The organism is Spongiivirga citrea (assembly GCF_010671565.1).
Taxonomy (GTDB): domain Bacteria; phylum Bacteroidota; class Bacteroidia; order Flavobacteriales; family Flavobacteriaceae; genus Spongiivirga; species Spongiivirga citrea.
Map to the genome: position 1 here is coordinate 515,468 of NZ_JAABOQ010000002.1, position 16,689 is coordinate 532,156.

13 protein-coding genes are annotated in these 16,689 nt (G+C 38.1%); 11 read left to right on the forward strand and 2 right to left on the reverse strand.

Going from position 1 to position 16,689, the window contains the following annotated elements:
• The first annotated feature begins 139 nt into the window (after positions 1-139).
• Positions 140-1,372: an imidazolonepropionase gene (hutI, locus tag GWK10_RS05960; protein ID WP_164030208.1), complete on the forward strand. Its 1,233-nt coding sequence runs from the start codon at positions 140-142 to the stop codon at positions 1,370-1,372.
• Positions 1,373-1,378: 6 nt separating this feature from the next.
• Complete coding sequence (hutG, locus tag GWK10_RS05965) at positions 1,379-2,350, forward strand: formimidoylglutamase (protein ID WP_164030210.1); 972 nt, start codon at positions 1,379-1,381, stop codon at positions 2,348-2,350.
• 126 nt (positions 2,351-2,476) lie between these two features.
• Here the strand turns inward: hutG and glmM are convergent, their stop codons facing one another.
• The gene (glmM, locus tag GWK10_RS05970) at positions 2,477-3,865 is read right to left on the reverse strand and encodes a phosphoglucosamine mutase (RefSeq protein WP_164030213.1); all 1,389 of its coding nucleotides are present in this window, start codon (positions 3,863-3,865) and stop codon (positions 2,477-2,479) included.
• 221 nt (positions 3,866-4,086) lie between these two features.
• Here glmM and GWK10_RS05975 point away from each other — a divergent pair, with 221 nt between their 5' ends.
• The 3 genes from GWK10_RS05975 (at position 4,087) to GWK10_RS05985 (ending at position 7,189) form a co-directional block, all read left to right on the forward strand.
• Entirely contained in the window at positions 4,087-4,680 is a 594-nt protein-coding gene (locus tag GWK10_RS05975; protein ID WP_164030215.1) for an acyl carrier protein phosphodiesterase, read from the forward strand.
• A 99-nt stretch (positions 4,681-4,779) separates the two neighbouring features.
• Positions 4,780-6,468 (forward strand): gamma-glutamyltransferase, encoded by a 1,689-nt coding sequence (ggt, locus tag GWK10_RS05980; protein ID WP_164030217.1) that lies wholly within the window; start codon positions 4,780-4,782, stop codon positions 6,466-6,468.
• A 10-nt stretch (positions 6,469-6,478) separates the two neighbouring features.
• Positions 6,479-7,189, forward strand: coding sequence for a hypothetical protein (locus tag GWK10_RS05985; RefSeq protein ID WP_164030219.1), 711 nt, complete (start codon positions 6,479-6,481; stop codon positions 7,187-7,189).
• A gap of 100 nt (positions 7,190-7,289) precedes the next feature.
• Here GWK10_RS05985 and GWK10_RS05990 read toward each other — a convergent pair whose 3' ends face one another.
• Positions 7,290-9,602 (reverse strand): ATP-dependent helicase, encoded by a 2,313-nt coding sequence (locus tag GWK10_RS05990; protein ID WP_164030221.1) that lies wholly within the window; start codon positions 9,600-9,602, stop codon positions 7,290-7,292.
• 143 nt (positions 9,603-9,745) lie between these two features.
• On the opposite strand from GWK10_RS05990, the gene GWK10_RS05995 reads away from it, so the two are divergent.
• The 6 genes from GWK10_RS05995 to GWK10_RS06020 all read left to right on the forward strand — a co-directional run bounded on the left by GWK10_RS05995 (position 9,746) and on the right by GWK10_RS06020 (position 16,687).
• Complete coding sequence (locus GWK10_RS05995) at positions 9,746-10,279, forward strand: DsrE family protein (RefSeq protein WP_164030223.1); 534 nt, start codon at positions 9,746-9,748, stop codon at positions 10,277-10,279.
• Positions 10,280-10,282: 3 nt separating this feature from the next.
• Entirely contained in the window at positions 10,283-11,563 is a 1,281-nt protein-coding gene (locus tag GWK10_RS06000; RefSeq protein ID WP_164030224.1) for an amidohydrolase, read from the forward strand.
• Between the two features lie 97 nt (positions 11,564-11,660).
• Positions 11,661-13,226, forward strand: coding sequence for an FMN-binding glutamate synthase family protein (locus tag GWK10_RS06005; RefSeq protein ID WP_164030226.1), 1,566 nt, complete (start codon positions 11,661-11,663; stop codon positions 13,224-13,226).
• A gap of 124 nt (positions 13,227-13,350) precedes the next feature.
• Positions 13,351-13,857 (forward strand): thiol peroxidase, encoded by a 507-nt coding sequence (tpx, locus tag GWK10_RS06010; protein ID WP_164030228.1) that lies wholly within the window; start codon positions 13,351-13,353, stop codon positions 13,855-13,857.
• Complete coding sequence (locus GWK10_RS06015) at positions 13,850-14,221, forward strand: diacylglycerol kinase (RefSeq protein WP_164030230.1); 372 nt, start codon at positions 13,850-13,852, stop codon at positions 14,219-14,221. Before tpx ends, GWK10_RS06015 begins: the two co-directional genes overlap by 8 nt.
• Positions 14,222-14,287: 66 nt before the next feature.
• A complete protein-coding gene (locus GWK10_RS06020) occupies positions 14,288-16,687 on the forward strand; it encodes an FtsK/SpoIIIE family DNA translocase (protein ID WP_164030232.1) in 2,400 nt (799 codons plus the stop codon).
• Positions 16,688-16,689: the final 2 nt, after the last annotated feature.

Sequence of the window (16,689 nt, forward strand, 5' to 3'; positions counted from 1 at the left end):
GATAGGGAAAACAAAGATTGTATCGAGAACCTTTTGATGATTAAAACTTTCTAAGGCTTCTCGATACAATTTCACTTTCTCCCGAATCCTCAGGATCAACTGAAATCACTCGAAGTGACAAATATTAAGCAAAATGCAAATGAAGAAAATCTTCAAGAACATAAAAGAACTTATTCAAATCAGAGAAAGCGACATATCCTATGTTTCGGGTAGTGATATGAATACATTACCAACCATCAAGAACGCTTTTTTAATAGTCAAAGATGGTTTGATAACTGATTTTGGATCAATGGATGAGTGCCCATATAATTTTGATGGAGAAGTTGTTGACTGCACTGGAAAAATGATCCTTCCGAGCTGGTGTGATTCTCATACTCATATTGTTTATGCTGGCAATCGCGAAGGTGAATTTGTAGATAGAATTAATGGATTGTCTTATGAGGAAATTGCTAATAAAGGTGGTGGTATCCTAAATTCAGCGGACAAACTCCAACAGACTTCTGAAGAAGAATTGTTTGAACAAAGTAAGCATCGACTAGAAGAAGTCATTAAAATGGGAACCGGAGCCGTTGAGATTAAATCAGGTTATGGTTTGAACAAGGAAGCCGAGTTGAAAATGCTTCGTGTGATCAAGAAATTAAATAACACCTATCCTATTCCCATAAAAGCGACTTTTCTCGGTGCGCATGCTGTACCAAAAACACATAAAAGTGCTGCTTCATACATTGATTACTTAATTGATGATGTCCTGCCAGAAATTGCGAAGGAAGGTCTTGCAGATTATATTGATATTTTCTGCGAGAAAGGCTATTTCGACACATCTGATACTAGCAAATTGTTAAAAGCTGGTCAACAATATGGTTTAACACCAAAAATTCATGTAAACCAGTTTAATGCTATTGGCGGGGTGGAAACTGGAGTAAAACACAAAGCACTTTCCGTTGATCACCTTGAAGTTTTAACTAATACTGATGTAGAAGCTTTAAAAGGTAGCACTACAATGCCAGTAGCCCTGCCAGGCTGCTCTTTCTTTCTAAGTATTCCTTACACACCAGCAAGAACATTAATCGACAATGGACTGCCCTTGGCCTTAGCAACGGACTTTAATCCAGGCTCTTCTCCTTCTGGGAACATGAACTTTGTAGTCGCAACAGCTTGCATTAAAATGAATATGACTCCTGAAGAAAGCATCAACGCAGCAACTATAAATGGAGCTTATGCGATGGGATTGAATCAGGAAGTGGGAAGTATCAGTAAGGGAAAGAAAGCCAATTTGATCATAACTAAATTCATTAACTCTTATGGCTACATCCCCTATTCTTTCGGTTCTAACTTGATCGATTCAGTTTACCTAAACGGGTTAAAGCAATAAGAAGTAATGGACTTTTCTAAATTCAACATCAACTATAAACCGACTGCTTCGCAAATATGGACTGGCAGAAAAACCGATCCCAATGCAGGGACTCAATACTGGTATCAAGCTATTCATCAAGCATCGCTAGAAGAAAGTGCCTCAAATACCGATATTGGTCTTATAGGATATGCCTGTGATGAAGGCGTAAAACGGAATTTAGGAAGAATAGGTGCAAAGAAAGGTCCGACTGTTATAAAAGAACGATTAGCTAAACTATCTTTTCATCACTTTGATAACCAAATTGTAGATTTTGGTGATATATCCTGTATTGAAGATGATTTAGAATCCTGTCAAGAAGCTTTCGCTCAATCGATCGCCCAATTACTCGCAAACAATAGCTTTCCCATAGCTATTGGTGGGGGCCATGATATTGCATATGCTCACTTTAAGGGAATCCATGATCACCTTAAAGATCAAGCAAATAATCGGATTGGTATTATAAATTTTGATGCACACTTCGACCTTCGACCAGTACTAGAAAATGGGAATTCAGGGACGCCATTTAATCAAATTTTTGATGGGTTTGATAATGTATCATATTTTGCCTTAGGAATTCAAAAGGCATCAAATACAAGCGAACTATTTCAAATTGCAAAAGAAAACAAAGTAGAATTTATATTAAATGATGAGTGCAATCTTACCAATATTAGTTCTATTCAACAAAGGCTTGATGCTTTTTTAATGGATATCGATCATCTATATATCACAATCGATCTAGACGGTTTTTCATCGGCATATGCGCCCGGAGTTAGCGCTCCATCTCCCGTTGGAATCCATGCCGATTTCGGTATTCATATATTAAAGTATTTGTTTAAATCAAGTAAAGTAATTAGCTGTGATATAGCTGAAATGAATCCAGTATATGATCAAGACAGCAGCACTGCAAATTTAGCCGCAAGATTGATTGATTGCATTTGTGAGTTTCACTCTAACTAACCTGCAAGGTATTCCCGAAGTGAGGTACGAACGGAGCGGTTCCTTGTAGGTTAGAATACGAAATTTTTGCTGAAGAAAAAAGTTAATCTTAATAAGAAACCTACAAGGTTTTATAAACCTCGCAGGTTAAATCCCTGCTATTTCGGAAATCTCGCCCATAATTTTTTGTGCAAGGTCATCAGCTTTTGTTTGAGTTGATGCTTCTGTATAAATTCTAATAATAGGTTCTGTATTTGACTTTCGTAGGTGTACCCAATTTTCAGGAAAATCGATCTTTACACCATCGATTGTTGAAATATCCTCATTCTGATATTTCTCAGCCATTGTTTTTAAAATTCCATCAACATCCAGTTCTGGTGTTAATTGAATTTTATTCTTACTCATAAAATAAGCCGGATAGGAAGCTCTTATCTCACTTACTTTTTGTTTTCTTTCAGCCAAAAGCATCAAAAACAGTGCTGTTCCTACTAAGGAATCTCTACCATAATGAGATTCTGGGTAGATAATTCCCCCATTACCTTCACCACCGATGATGGCATTATTCTTCTTCATTAAATTCACTACGTTCACCTCACCAACAGCACTCGCTTGATAACTACCTCCATGCTTATTGCTGATATCTCTAAGTGCTCTTGAAGATGACAAATTTGAAACCGTATTTCCTGGAGTTTTACTCAACACGTAATCCGCACAGGCTACCAGGGTGTACTCTTCACCAAACATTTCACCATCATCGCTAATAAACGCTAGTCTATCAACATCCGGATCTACAACAATTCCGAAATCAGCTTTTTCTTTCACCACCAGATCGCAGATGTCCTTTAAATGCTCTTTTAATGGCTCTGGATTATGCGGAAAATGACCGTTTGGCTCGCAGTACAGCTCAACTACTTCAACCCCCAATCGTCTTAATAGTTTTGGTATCGCAATGCCCCCAGTAGAATTAACACCGTCAACGACCACTTTTAATTTATTTCCTTTTATAACATTCTCGTCAACTAAAGACAATTTCAGTACTTCGTCAATATGAATGTCAATATACTTATCATTTACAGTTACTGTTCCTAAATCATCAACATCGGCAAAGTCAAATGCTTCGTTGGCAGCAATCTCTAGTACCTTAGCTCCTTCCGCCCCATCAATAAACTCTCCTTTTCCATTTAATAACTTCAAGGCGTTCCATTGTTTCGGATTATGGCTTGCCGTTAAAATAATCCCGCCATCCGCATTTTCCATCGGTACTGCTATCTCAACTGTCGGAGTTGTTGAAAGCCCTAAATCGACAATATCAATACCTAATCCTACCAACGTATTAACAACCAAACTCTGTATCATTGCACCAGAAATACGAGCATCACGACCAATGACTACCTTAGGATTGTCTTTTTTACAATAGTCCTTTAGCCAAGTACCATAGGCCGCAGCGAACTTTACAGCATCTACAGGTGTTAAATTATCGTTTACTTTTCCTCCTATAGTTCCTCTTATTCCAGAGATTGATTTTATTAGTGTCATGAGATTATTTTAAAACGCATCAAAGATAACTCTTTGACTAGGAAAGAAAAGGCATTTTATCGTGTTGTTCGACTTTCTGTCGAGTAGGAATTAAGGACATCTAATAATTTAGCGAACTTCTTTGTTGAAACAGATAAATCCCTTCCCTGGAGAGGAGACAATCACTGTATTAACTATATTTCTTAAAAAGTAATTAAACATAAAAACAGTAATTTCGATTAATGAACTTTCTAGCCCATATTTATCTTTCCGGAGAAGACGACCACATCAAAATCGGAAATTTTATTGCAGATAGTATCCGTGGAAAGAAATACGAAAACTTTCCAACGGCAATTAAAAATGGGATTTTATTACACCGTCAAATCGACACCTATACTGATAAACATCCCATCGTAAGGCAGAGTACAAAGCGTCTTCATAAGAACTATGGGCATTATAGCGGTGTAATTGTCGATATTTTATATGATCATTTCTTAGCTAAGAATTGGGCGCGTTATTCTGACATTCCACTAGAAGATTATATAAATGATTTTTATGATTTGTTAGAAGATAATTTTAATATCCTCCCTGATCGAATTCAGCATATGATGCCATATATGATCGCTGATAACTGGTTGAAAAGTTATGCCACTGTAGAAGGGATTGGCAAGATTTTACATCAAATGAATCGACGCACCAAGAATAAGTCAAAAATGAACTTCGCAGTCATTGAACTAGAGCAATTTTACACAGAATTCGAAACAGAATTCACCAACTTCTTCGAAGAGTTAATTGCTTTCTCTAAAAATACATTGGAGGAACTTCAATCTAAATGAATTATAAAATTAGTCGATGAGGCAACACTATTTTGTTGCATTAAGAATCTTTATATTTGAAAGCAAGTGAAATCAAGCTTCATTTTATAACCAACCATTATGAGAAAAATACTAGTACTCTCTTCCCTTTTCATTCTTGTATCAACTTCCAGCTGTAAACGTAACATCGTACGAGGCAAAATAGCCGAAAAAGCGATGGTTGTTTCTGCTCGTGAAGAAGCCTCGAAAATAGGCCAGACCATATTAAAGAATGGCGGTAATGCTTTTGACGCAATGCTCGGAGTTGACTTAGCTTTGAATGTGGTGTACCCCTTTGCAGGAAGTATTGGTGGTGGTGGTTTTATGGTATATAGAATGAACAATGGCACTTCTGGAAGTTTAGACTACCGAGAAAAAGCACCGGCTGCGGCCACTAGAGATATGTATTTAGATTCTCTGGGCAATGTTATTCCCGACAAAAGCACCTTGGGTGCTATGGCAGTAGGTGTTCCTGGTGGGATTGCCGGAATCTTCGAGGCTCATGCCAAGTTCGGAAAACTACCTATTGCTGATATTATTCAGCCTGTAATTGATCTGGCAAGAAATGGAGTTCCAGTAACCGAAAATCAGGCTAAGAGATTAAAAAATCAACAAGAGAAATTCCTTCAGGTAAATGACTCCAATTTCTTTTTAGCTAAGGATTTCAAAAATGGGGATATTATCAAATATCCCAAACTCGCTGAAACACTGACATTACTAAAAGATAAAGGCCCGCAAGAATTTTATACTGGAGAAACCGCAAAAAAGCTAGCTGCTTTCATGCGAGAAGCTGGCGGAATTATTACCGAGGAAGATCTTGCCAATTACAAACCAGCTTGGCGAGATCCTGTCGTTTTTGATTATGACGATAAGAAAATCATTTCTATGAGTCCGCCATCTAGTGGTGGCGTTTGTATTGCGCAGATTATGAAAATGATCGAGCCTTATGATATTGATAAGTTTGGTCACAACTCTGCAAAAACAATCCAAGTTATTACCGAAGCCGAACGACGTGCTTACGCTGATCGCTCTTTCTTTTTGGGTGATCCTGATTTTTCTGAGATTCCAATGAATGAACTGACATCTTCAGCATATCTCGCTGATCGCATGAGCAATTTCTCTTTCGATCAAGCTACGACATCAGAATCTGTTAGTCACGGTACAATAAACATGACAGCTGAGAGTATGGAAACTACCCACTACTCTATTGTCGATCAATTTGGAAATGCAATCTCGGTTACTACAACGCTTAACGGTGCTTACGGATCGAAGTTATACTGCGAAGAACTTGGTTTCTTTTTAAATAATGAAATGGATGATTTCAGTTCAAAACCTGGTGTGCCTAATATGTTTGGGTTAATTGGTGCTGAAGCCAACAGCATTGCTCCTGGTAAGCGCATGTTGAGTTCTATGACTCCTACTATTGTCGAGAAAGACGGTAAATTATGGATGGTTGTTGGTACTCCCGGAGGGTCGACCATTATCACGTCAGTAGTGCAAACAATTTTGAATGTGCATGAATACAAAATGGGAATGCAAGAAGCTGTTAACGCAGCTCGTTTTCACCATCAATGGCTGCCTGATGTCATTACATTTGAGCCTGATGCTTTTTCAGCTGAATTGTTACAGGAATTAAAGGATAAAAAATACATTATTAATGAGAATCGCACCCCAATAATAGGTAAGGTTGATGCAATTTTGGTATTAGAAGACGGAACACTCGAAGGTGGTGCCGATCCGCGTGGAGATGATGCTGCGGCAGGATTTTAATTGAAATTAAATGAAAAGGATATTTAAAGCATTACTTAAGATTCTCGGTATTTTTATCGGACTTCTAATTGTAGCATCGATTGTCATCTATTTTATTTATAATGAACCACTCCCAGAGGGAAAATCAGGTGCTAAGGCAGATGCATTGGCGGAAAAAATGCTTATTGCGGTCGATCAAACCTCTTATAGGAACACACGCTTTTTGGAATGGACCTTTGCTGGAGTTCATACTTACAAATGGGATAAGGAAATGGGATTAGTAGATGTCACTTGGGACACCTACAAAGCTGCACTCAACCTAAATGACCCGATAAAAAGCAAAGTTTACAAGAACGGAACTAAACTGATTGGAGATGCTTCGGAAAAACAACTACAAAAGGCCATTGACTACTTCAATAATGATTCATTTTGGTTGGTAGCTCCTTTCAAAATATTCGATAAAGGCACGACACGAGCCATTGTTGACAGTGAAGACGGATCTAAGGGTCTTTTAGTTACTTATGGCCAAGGAGGCTCGACACCTGGAGATTCTTATCTATGGAAATTAAATGATAACGGCTTCCCTCAGTCATATAAAATGTGGGTTAAAATTATTCCTATTGGTGGTGTTGAAGCTACATGGGATGATTGGAAAATTGTGCAATCAGGAGCCCGCCTTCCTGCTTCACATCAACTTTCGTTTATGGAATTGAGTATAAGTAATCTGAAAGGCTATAATTAAATAACGAAAATAGATAAATTCCTGAAGCCAGTATTAACTTGGCTCCTATCCTTAGAGTTTAGTAATTGCTGCTTACTGCTACTGCCAGTCCAAGACTATTCTAAAGCACTTCAAGCTTTGCAAATCTCAGCAAGAGCTTTTTAAGTCCGCCATTTTCGAAACGAATCTCAGCTTTTTTGTCTTGACCAACACCTTCTAGCTTGATAATCTCTCCTCTACCAAATCGAGTGTGGTTCACTTTTGTACCTGCGACTAAATCGCTATCAAACAAATTGCCTGTGGGTGCACCATCAGAAACTGGTTTTAGCTTGCGGAGTTTTCGTAGTTGTTCTTCCGAAGGTCCTTTTGGTGATTTCCCTGCAATTGGTTTTTTAAGGCGGAGTTTACTTTTATCGACTTCACCAAAAATATCTGCATCGATCATTGGCTTGTAGCGTCGGTCGTTTATTGGAGTAATGTATTCTAAATATTGTTCATCGATCTCTTCTATAAATCGACTAGGCTCAGCGTCAATAAGTTTCCCCCATCGGTATCTGGACAAGGTATAGGTTAAATAAGCCTGTTTTTCGGCTCGAGTAAGTGCTACGTAAAATAGACGGCGTTCTTCCTCTAACTCAGTACGTGTATTCATACTCATCGCCGAAGGAAACAGATCTTCTTCCATTCCCACAATATAAACATGAGGGAATTCTAATCCTTTTGCTAAGTGAATGGTCATTAAGGCAACCCGGTCGTCATCACCTGTGTCTTGATCTAAATCTGTTGCCAATGCTACGTCTTCTAAGAACTCCGATAACGAACCAGTTGCATCGGCAATTTCTTGCTGCCCTTCGACAAAATCTTTAACACCATTCAATAGCTCCTCTATATTCTCCATGCGGGCAATACCTTCTGGAGTACCGTCTTTTTTAAACTCTTGAATTAGTCCCGTTTTCTTCGATACATGCTCGGCTACTTGAAACGCATCTGCATTGGCGTTCATCACCTGAAAACTTCGAATCATCGTAACAAAATCTTCGAGCTTTCGCTTCGTTCCTGCGTTGATCTTCAATTCGATCTTATCAAGATGCATCATTACCTCGAAGATCGATCGGTTATAGTGATTTGCAGCTACCACCAAACGTTCTATTGTAGTCTGACCAATACCTCTTGTCGGGTAATTAATAACACGTTTTAAAGCTTCTTCATCAGCTGGGTTGACAATTAGACGCAAATATGCCAATACATCCTTTATCTCCTTACGTTGGTAAAAGGATAGGCCGCCATAAATGCGATATGGAATATCCCTTTTTCGTAAAGCATCTTCAATAGCCCTAGATTGGGCGTTCGTTCTGTATAAAACAGCAAACTCTCCGTTCTTGAGCTGATTGTTCATTTTATTGTCCCAAATAGAAGCGGCAACGAATCGACCTTCTTCAGCATCAGTAATCAATCGATTAACGATAATTTTTGGACCATCATCATTCGCAGTCCAAACAACTTTATCTAGCTTGGTTTTATTTTTATCGATAATAGAATTAGCCGCTTGTACAATGTTTTTAGTAGAACGATAATTCTGTTCTAAGCGATACGTTTTAACATCGTCATAATCCTTTTGGAAATTCAGGATATTATTGATGTTCGCGCCTCTAAATGCATAAATACTCTGTGCATCATCACCAACTACACAAATATTCTGAAAACGGTCCGATAGTGCTCGCACAATCAAATATTGCGAATGGTTCGTATCTTGATACTCATCCACCAAAATATATCTAAAACGATCTTGATATTTTAAAAGTACATCTGGAAAACGAGTAAGCAATTCATTTGTTTTCAGTAATAAATCATCAAAATCCATTGCACCCGCTTTAAAACAACGATCCACATAATTTTGATAAATCTCACCCATCCGTGGCCGTTTTGCCATGGCGTCACTTTCCTGCAATTCTCCATTTTGAAAATAGGCCTTGACGGTAATCAGGCTGTTTTTGTAAGATGATATACGAGAATATACTTGCTTGTATTTGTAAATATCCTTGTCCAAGCCCATCTCCTTAATAATACTAGAAATAAGACGTTGCGAATCTTGAGTATCGTAAATCGTAAAATTGGAAGGATAGCCTAGCTTATCAGCTTCAAAACGCAAAATTTTAGCAAAAATGGAATGGAAGGTTCCCATCCACAGGTTTTTCGCTTCGCTATTTCCAACAATATCGGCAATACGTTTTTTCATCTCACGTGCTGCTTTGTTGGTAAAGGTCAACGCCAAGATGTTAAACGGGTCAACCCCCTGACTCATTAGGTATGCTATGCGAATAGTAAGCACTCTTGTTTTACCCGATCCCGCACCAGCAATGACGATCATAGGACCATCTTTTTGCAGTGTAGGTGCAAGCTGTGCTTCGTTAAGTTGACTTAGATATTGTTCCAATGAAAAATAGCAATTTTAGAGGTCGTGAATTTAAAGAAAATGATACCAAACCAAAAGCAGTGAACCCATTAGTTATAAACATCAAGTCACTAAAAGTAAATTCCCATTTTTTAAATATCTTTAGCCTTTAACCAATAAAGTAAATGCACCAAAAGAACATACTAGTCCTTCTATCATTTCTTTTCGTTTTAGGAGTACAAGCACAAAAAAAAGGTCCGATTATCAAAGATTTCGGAGCAGTACGTCAAATTGAAAATCCGGATTTTAAAACTGATACTTCCGAAACCTTTAAGGTTGTTTTTGATGTGATGGATTCGCCTGAAGATTTAAATGCTATTAACAAAAAAATAGAGACCGCCGCCCGCTTTTTAAATATGCATGCACAAGCTGGTGTGCCTAAAGAACAGCTAAAAGTAGCATTGGTAGTCCACAATAAGGCATCAAAAGATCTAATTACTGATAAAGCATATCAAAAGCGATACAAAACAAAAAATCCGAATTCACAACTTATCCAATCATTAATGGATGCTGGAGTTGAAGTCATTTTCTGTGGTCAATCTTCAAAATCAAGAGGCTTCCCAAAGGAAGATCTTATTCCAGGGACCCAGATATCATTATCTGCAATGACAGCTTTAATTCAATTACAAAATCAAAATTACAGACTAATCAAATTCTAAATAATGAAATATTTTTTATTGGGCACTGCCCTGTTATTAGGTGGTTTTACATTTTCTCAAAGTAAAATTGACAAACAAATCGACAAGATTGAAAAAAAAGTCATCGAATGGCGTCGCGATTTTCATCAAAATCCTGAATTATCAAATAGAGAGTTTGAGACTGCAAAAAAAGTGGCTGCGCACCTTAAGTCATTAGGTATGGAAGTAACTACAGGTGTTGCTCATACAGGAGTTGTTGGTATACTTAAAGGTGGTAAACCAGGAAAAGTTGTTGCTTTAAGAGCCGATATGGATGGACTTCCAGTTGATGAACGTGTGGACCTTCCTTTTAAGTCGACCGCAAAGGCTACTTATAACGGAAAGGAATCTGGTGTAATGCATGCTTGTGGCCATGATACTCATGTTGCAATCTTAATGGGCGTTGCCGAAATACTTTCTAAAAACAAAAAAGATATTAAAGGAACTGTTAAATTCATTTTTCAACCAGCAGAAGAGGGTGCTCCCAAAGGTGAAGAAGGAGGTGCAAAATTAATGGTAAAAGAAGGTGTCCTTAAAAATCCAGATGTAGATGCTATTTTTGGATTGCATATAAGTTCAGGAACTCATATTGGGACTATCAACTACAAACCAGGGGGTATTATGGCTGCTGCGCAGCGGTTTGAGATTACTGTGAAAGGTAAACAAGCACATGGTTCTAGACCTTGGCAAAGTATTGATCCTGTAGTCGCATCAGCACAAATAATTATGGGGTTACAGACTATTGTTAGTAGAGAAACGGAATTGACTAAGGAAGCGGCTGTCATATCAGTTGGAATGGTAAATACAGGTATTAGAAATAATATCATTCCAGAATCTGCTACCATTATTGGTACTATCAGAACCTTAGACTACGGCATGCAAAAGAAATTAAATGATCGCATGAAAGAAATGGTGCCCGCTATTGCTAAAGCATATAAAGCCGAGGCGACTTTAGAAATTGCTGATGGTACTGCGATTACTTATAATAATGAAACCTTAGTTGCGCAAATGTTACCAACATTACAACGAACGGCAGGTAATGACAAGGTAAAACTTATTGATGCGATCACTGGTGCTGAAGATTTCTCGTTCTTTCAAGAAAAAGTTCCTGGTTTCTATTTCTTTTTAGGCGGTACACCATTAGACATGAAAGAAGAAGATGCGCCTTCACATCATACCCCAGATTTCTTTATTGACGAAGATGGAATGAAATTAGGAGTTAGAGCATTGACTAATCTGACTTTCGATTATTTGAATAGTAAATAAGAATAAGCCTATGTACCCTCGAGCGCAGTCGAGAGGTCTCTGGTTAGAAACTGTTTGAAATAGGTCTCGACTGCGCTCGACCGGACACACTAGTATCATGCAAGAAATTCTTGATTTTTTTGGAAATATCCCATGGTGGGGGTGGATCATAGTTTTAGTTGCGCTTGTTGCAATACGGGATATATTCTTTCAAAAGAAACATACCATTAGCCATAACTTTCCAGTTGTTGGTCACATTAGGTATATGCTAGAAAGTATTGGTCCTGAACTTAGACAGTATTTGGTTGCTAATAACCGCGAAGAGCTTCCTTTTAATCGCATTGAACGCGGTTGGATCTATGCATCAGCCAAAAAAGAAAACAACTACGAAGGCTTTGGTACTGACAGGGATATCTATACGCATCAATATATCTTTATAAATAATGCGATGATACCTTATAAAGTGAAGGAGGATCATCCTAATAAAGATGATAATACATTCGTGCCTTGTGCGAAGGTAATGGGCTTGCATAAGAATAGAAAACGTCCATTTAGACCTCGTTCTGTGGTAAATGTCTCTGCCATGAGTTTTGGTTCTCTATCGGCCAAGGCCATAGAATCACTAAACAAAGGTGCGGGATTGGCAGGTGCATATCATAATACTGGAGAAGGAGGCCTTTCCCCCTATCACAGTAATGGTTCGGATGTAGTGTTTCATTTTGGTACTGGCTATTTCGGAGTGCGGGATGAGAATGGGAATTTCTCTTTGGAAAAAATGAAAAAGTTAGTAGCCGATAATCCATTTGTTCGCGCTATAGAGGTGAAACTATCGCAGGGTGCAAAACCGGGAAAAGGTGGTGTATTGCCTGGGAAAAAGATAACTCCCGAAATTGCAAAAATTCGAGGTGTAGAAGTCGGAAAAGATGTTTTATCGCCATCTACACACTCCGCTTTTAATACCGTGGCAGAATTGGTTGATTTTGTTGAAGACATAGCCAATGAAACAGGATTGCCTGTAGGTATTAAAGCTGCAATTGGTAAACTTGATCAATGGGAAGAATTGGCAGATATCATGAAAAAAACCGGGAAAGGCCCTGATTTCATTGCTGTTGACGGTGGTGAAGGTGGTACAGGCGCCGCTCCCCCGGCCTTTGCAGATCATGTGTCATTACCTTGGGTGTACGGTTTTAGTGATATATACAAGCTCTTCAAAAAAAGAGGTTTGTGTGATCAAATTGTATTTGTAGCGAGCGGCAAATTAGGCTTTCCCGCAAAAGCGGCTATGGCCTTTGCTATGGGTGCTGACTGTATTAATGTTGCCCGCGAAGCAATGATGAGTGTTGGTTGTATACAAGCACAAATTTGTCATACTAATAAATGCCCAGCTGGGGTTGCTACCCAAAAGAAATGGCTTCAAAATGGAATTAATATCCCATTAAAATCTGAAAGACTTAATCAATATTTCAGGACTTTTAGAAAGGAGTTATTAGATATTACACATGCCGCAGGATATGAGCATCCTTCGGAGTTTACTATGGATGATGTTGATATTAGTTTGGGGGATAAAAACCTAACTAGGACATTAGCAGACACCTATATGTATCACAAGGAAAAAGTTGATTTCGATTCTATGCAGTTTTTAAAAGATTGTGAGCACATTGGGAGTATTCACGAATCACTTTAGTTCGGACACAACGCTTGGTCTTAGATTATATATATCCCAAAACATCTGAAACTTATCAACATAAGCCTATTGGTCTTCTATAAGTTTTCTATTTTTATCCTTCAAATCGCAAATAGTATAAAATATGGCAACCGTTACATTAAAAGGTAATGCAATACATACATCAGGAGATCTACCATCAGTAGGTAACGAAGCTCCTAATTTCAAACTAGTTTTAAATGATCTTTCATCTATTTCTTTAGGAGATTTCAAAGGATCGAATCTCGTTTTAAACGTCTTTCCTAGCATAGACACAGACACGTGCGCTGCATCTGTCAGAAAATTTAATGAGCAGGCGGCATCATTAGAAAACACTAAAGTATTGTGTATTTCTCGTGATCTTCCTTTCGCTCAAGCTCGTTTTTGTGGTGCTGAGGGGATTAAAAATGTTATTAATTTATCTGATTTTAGGGATCGTGAGTTCGGTAGATTGTACGGTCAAGCATTTATTGATGGCCCATTAGAAGGGTTATTGGCGCGTGCAATTGTAGTGATTGATGGTGATGGCAATGTAACGCATACTGAACAAATAAGTGAAATTGTTGACGAACCAAATTACCAAGCGGCGCTAGATGCGCTCACAAATGAGTAATAAAGATCAAAAAACATATAGCAAACGCTTTTTAGGCATTCAATATGCACTAAAAGGCGTTTTTCTTTTGTTCAAAACTGAACGCAATTTTCAGATCCAGTTCACTATAGCTATTATTATGACTGGAGCTGGGTTTTGTTTCAAAATTTCTACAACAGAATGGCTTTTTCAAATCATTGCAATTTCGATGGTGCTATCCTGCGAAGCTATGAATACAGCATTCGAAAAATTAGCAGATTTTATAATGCCTGATCATCATGATAAAATAGGACAGGCAAAAGACATTGCTGCAGCTGCTGTTTTCCTAACTGCCATTTTTGCTGGCGTTATAGGTTTGATTATTTACCTACCTAAACTGCTCTAGCACTATACTTTTTTATTAGGAAAAGCGTTAAACATTCGTATTTTTGTTTGAACCCTAACACCAATAATGGCAGTAAAAAAGAAACCTAAAAAACGTACCACTACTCCGAAGAAAAAATTAAGTTTTAAGCTTTCTAAACAGAATAAAATTATTCTTGGAAGCCTTTTAATGCTTTTGGGGATAGCCCTATTTATTGCTTTCGTTTCATTTTTCTTTAATTGGCAAGACGATCATAGCACTATAGCTAGTTTCAATGATCGCAACGTAGAAACCAAAAATTGGATGAGTAAATTCGGAGCCAATATTAGCTACTATGCCATTTATAAAGGCTTCGGAATTGCATCTTTTATATTAGTAGGCCTTTTATTTACTACCGGGTTGTATTTGTTTTCTAGTATTCCTCTCAAAAAATTGAATAAGAACTGGTTTTGGGGATTGATCATTATGCTTTGGACCGCTATCCTTTTAGGATTCCTTGCGAAGACAGAGCCACTACTTGGCGGTGTTTTTGGTTATGAAATGAACTCCTTTTTAAAAGATTACATCGGCACACCAGGAATTGCTTTACTTCTAACCTTTGGATTAGTGAGCTATTTAGTCGTTCGTTTTGGCCTGACCCCAGAAAGTGTTGTCTCCTTCTTCCAAAGAACTAAAAAAGAAATCATTCATGATTTTCAAGAAGAAAAACCATCGGTTCAAACGGAATCCTCGGTATCAACTGAACTCCCAAAAACAGATGACACTAAAAAAGAAGTTGTTTTTGATGCGACTGATGATGCTCAAGTATATGGCTCCTTTAAAGAGAAAGAAAATAAAACTCCTATAGACACCCCTATTTCTGTTACTCCTATTAAGAATGAAGTCGAAGATGTAGCTATTGAGGTTGAAAAGGTTGTTGAGGAAAAAGCAGTTAGTAAAAATCAGGCAGACCGATTAGTGAAAGAGTTTGGGGAGTTTGACCCGACATTAGATTTAAGTAATTACAAATTCCCAACGCTCGAATTATTAAAAGATTATAATGCCGGTGGCGGAATTACGATCAATCAGGAGGAGTTAGAAGAAAACAAAAACCGGATTGTAGATACGCTAAAAAACTACAAAATTGGCATATCGCAAATTAAAGCGACTATTGGTCCTACGGTAACTTTGTACGAAATTGTACCGGACGCAGGTGTACGAATTTCGAAAATAAAGAATCTTGAAGATGATATCGCCTTGTCTTTGTCCGCTTTGGGAATACGTATTATTGCTCCAATTCCAGGAAAAGGTACAATCGGTATTGAAGTGCCTAATAAAAAGTCGACTATTGTATCGATGCGATCCGTTATTGCATCACCTAAGTTTCAAGGTGCTGAAATGGAATTGCCAGTGGCGCTTGGTAAGACCATCAGTAATGAAACATTTGTGGTCGATCTTGCCAAAATGCCTCACTTATTAATGGCTGGTGCTACAGGACAAGGTAAATCGGTTGGTTTAAATGCAGTGTTAACTTCTCTTTTATACAAAAAACATCCTGCCGAAGTAAAATTTGTGCTGGTTGACCCCAAGAAAGTAGAATTGACTTTGTTCAACAAAATAGAGCGTCATTATCTAGCAAAACTTCCAGATTCGGAAGAAGCCATTATTACAGACAACTCCAAAGTGATTAGCACCTTAAACTCGCTTTGTATTGAGATGGATAACCGATATGAGCTTTTGAAAACAGCATTGTGTCGAAACATCAAGGAATACAATCAAAAGTTTAGAGCACGTAAATTAAACCCGAATGATGGGCATCAATTTTTACCATATATAGTCTTAGTTGTTGATGAGTTCGCCGATTTGATTATGACCGCTGGTAAGGAAGTAGAAACTCCTATTGCTCGATTAGCCCAATTGGCAAGAGCAATCGGTATTCATTTAATTATTGCAACGCAACGACCATCGGTAAATGTAATCACAGGTATTATTAAGGCAAATTTCCCAGCGCGAATTGCATTTAGAGTAACGTCTAAGATCGATTCTAGAACTATTTTAGATAGTGGTGGTGCCGACCAGCTTATTGGTCGTGGTGACATGTTATATACATCTGGCAATGATTTGACACGTATACAGTGTGCTTTTGTCGATACGCCTGAAGTAGAACGCATTTGTGATTTCATCGGTGCACAACGTGCCTATCCTGACGCTCATTTACTACCGGAATATGTTGGTGAAGAAAGTGGCACAAGTCTTGATATGGATATAAGTGACCGAGATGCACTATTTCGTGAAGCGGCCGAAGTTATTGTAACAGCCCAACAAGGTTCAGCCTCTCTTTTACAGAGAAAGCTTAAATTAGGGTACAATAGAGCCGGTCGTATAATCGATCAGTTAGAAGCTGCTGGCATTGTAGGACCCTTTGAAGGAAGTAAGGCTAGACAAGTACTAGTGCCCGATTTTGTTGCACTCGATCAGCTATTAAATAATGAAAGTGATTTAATTTAGTA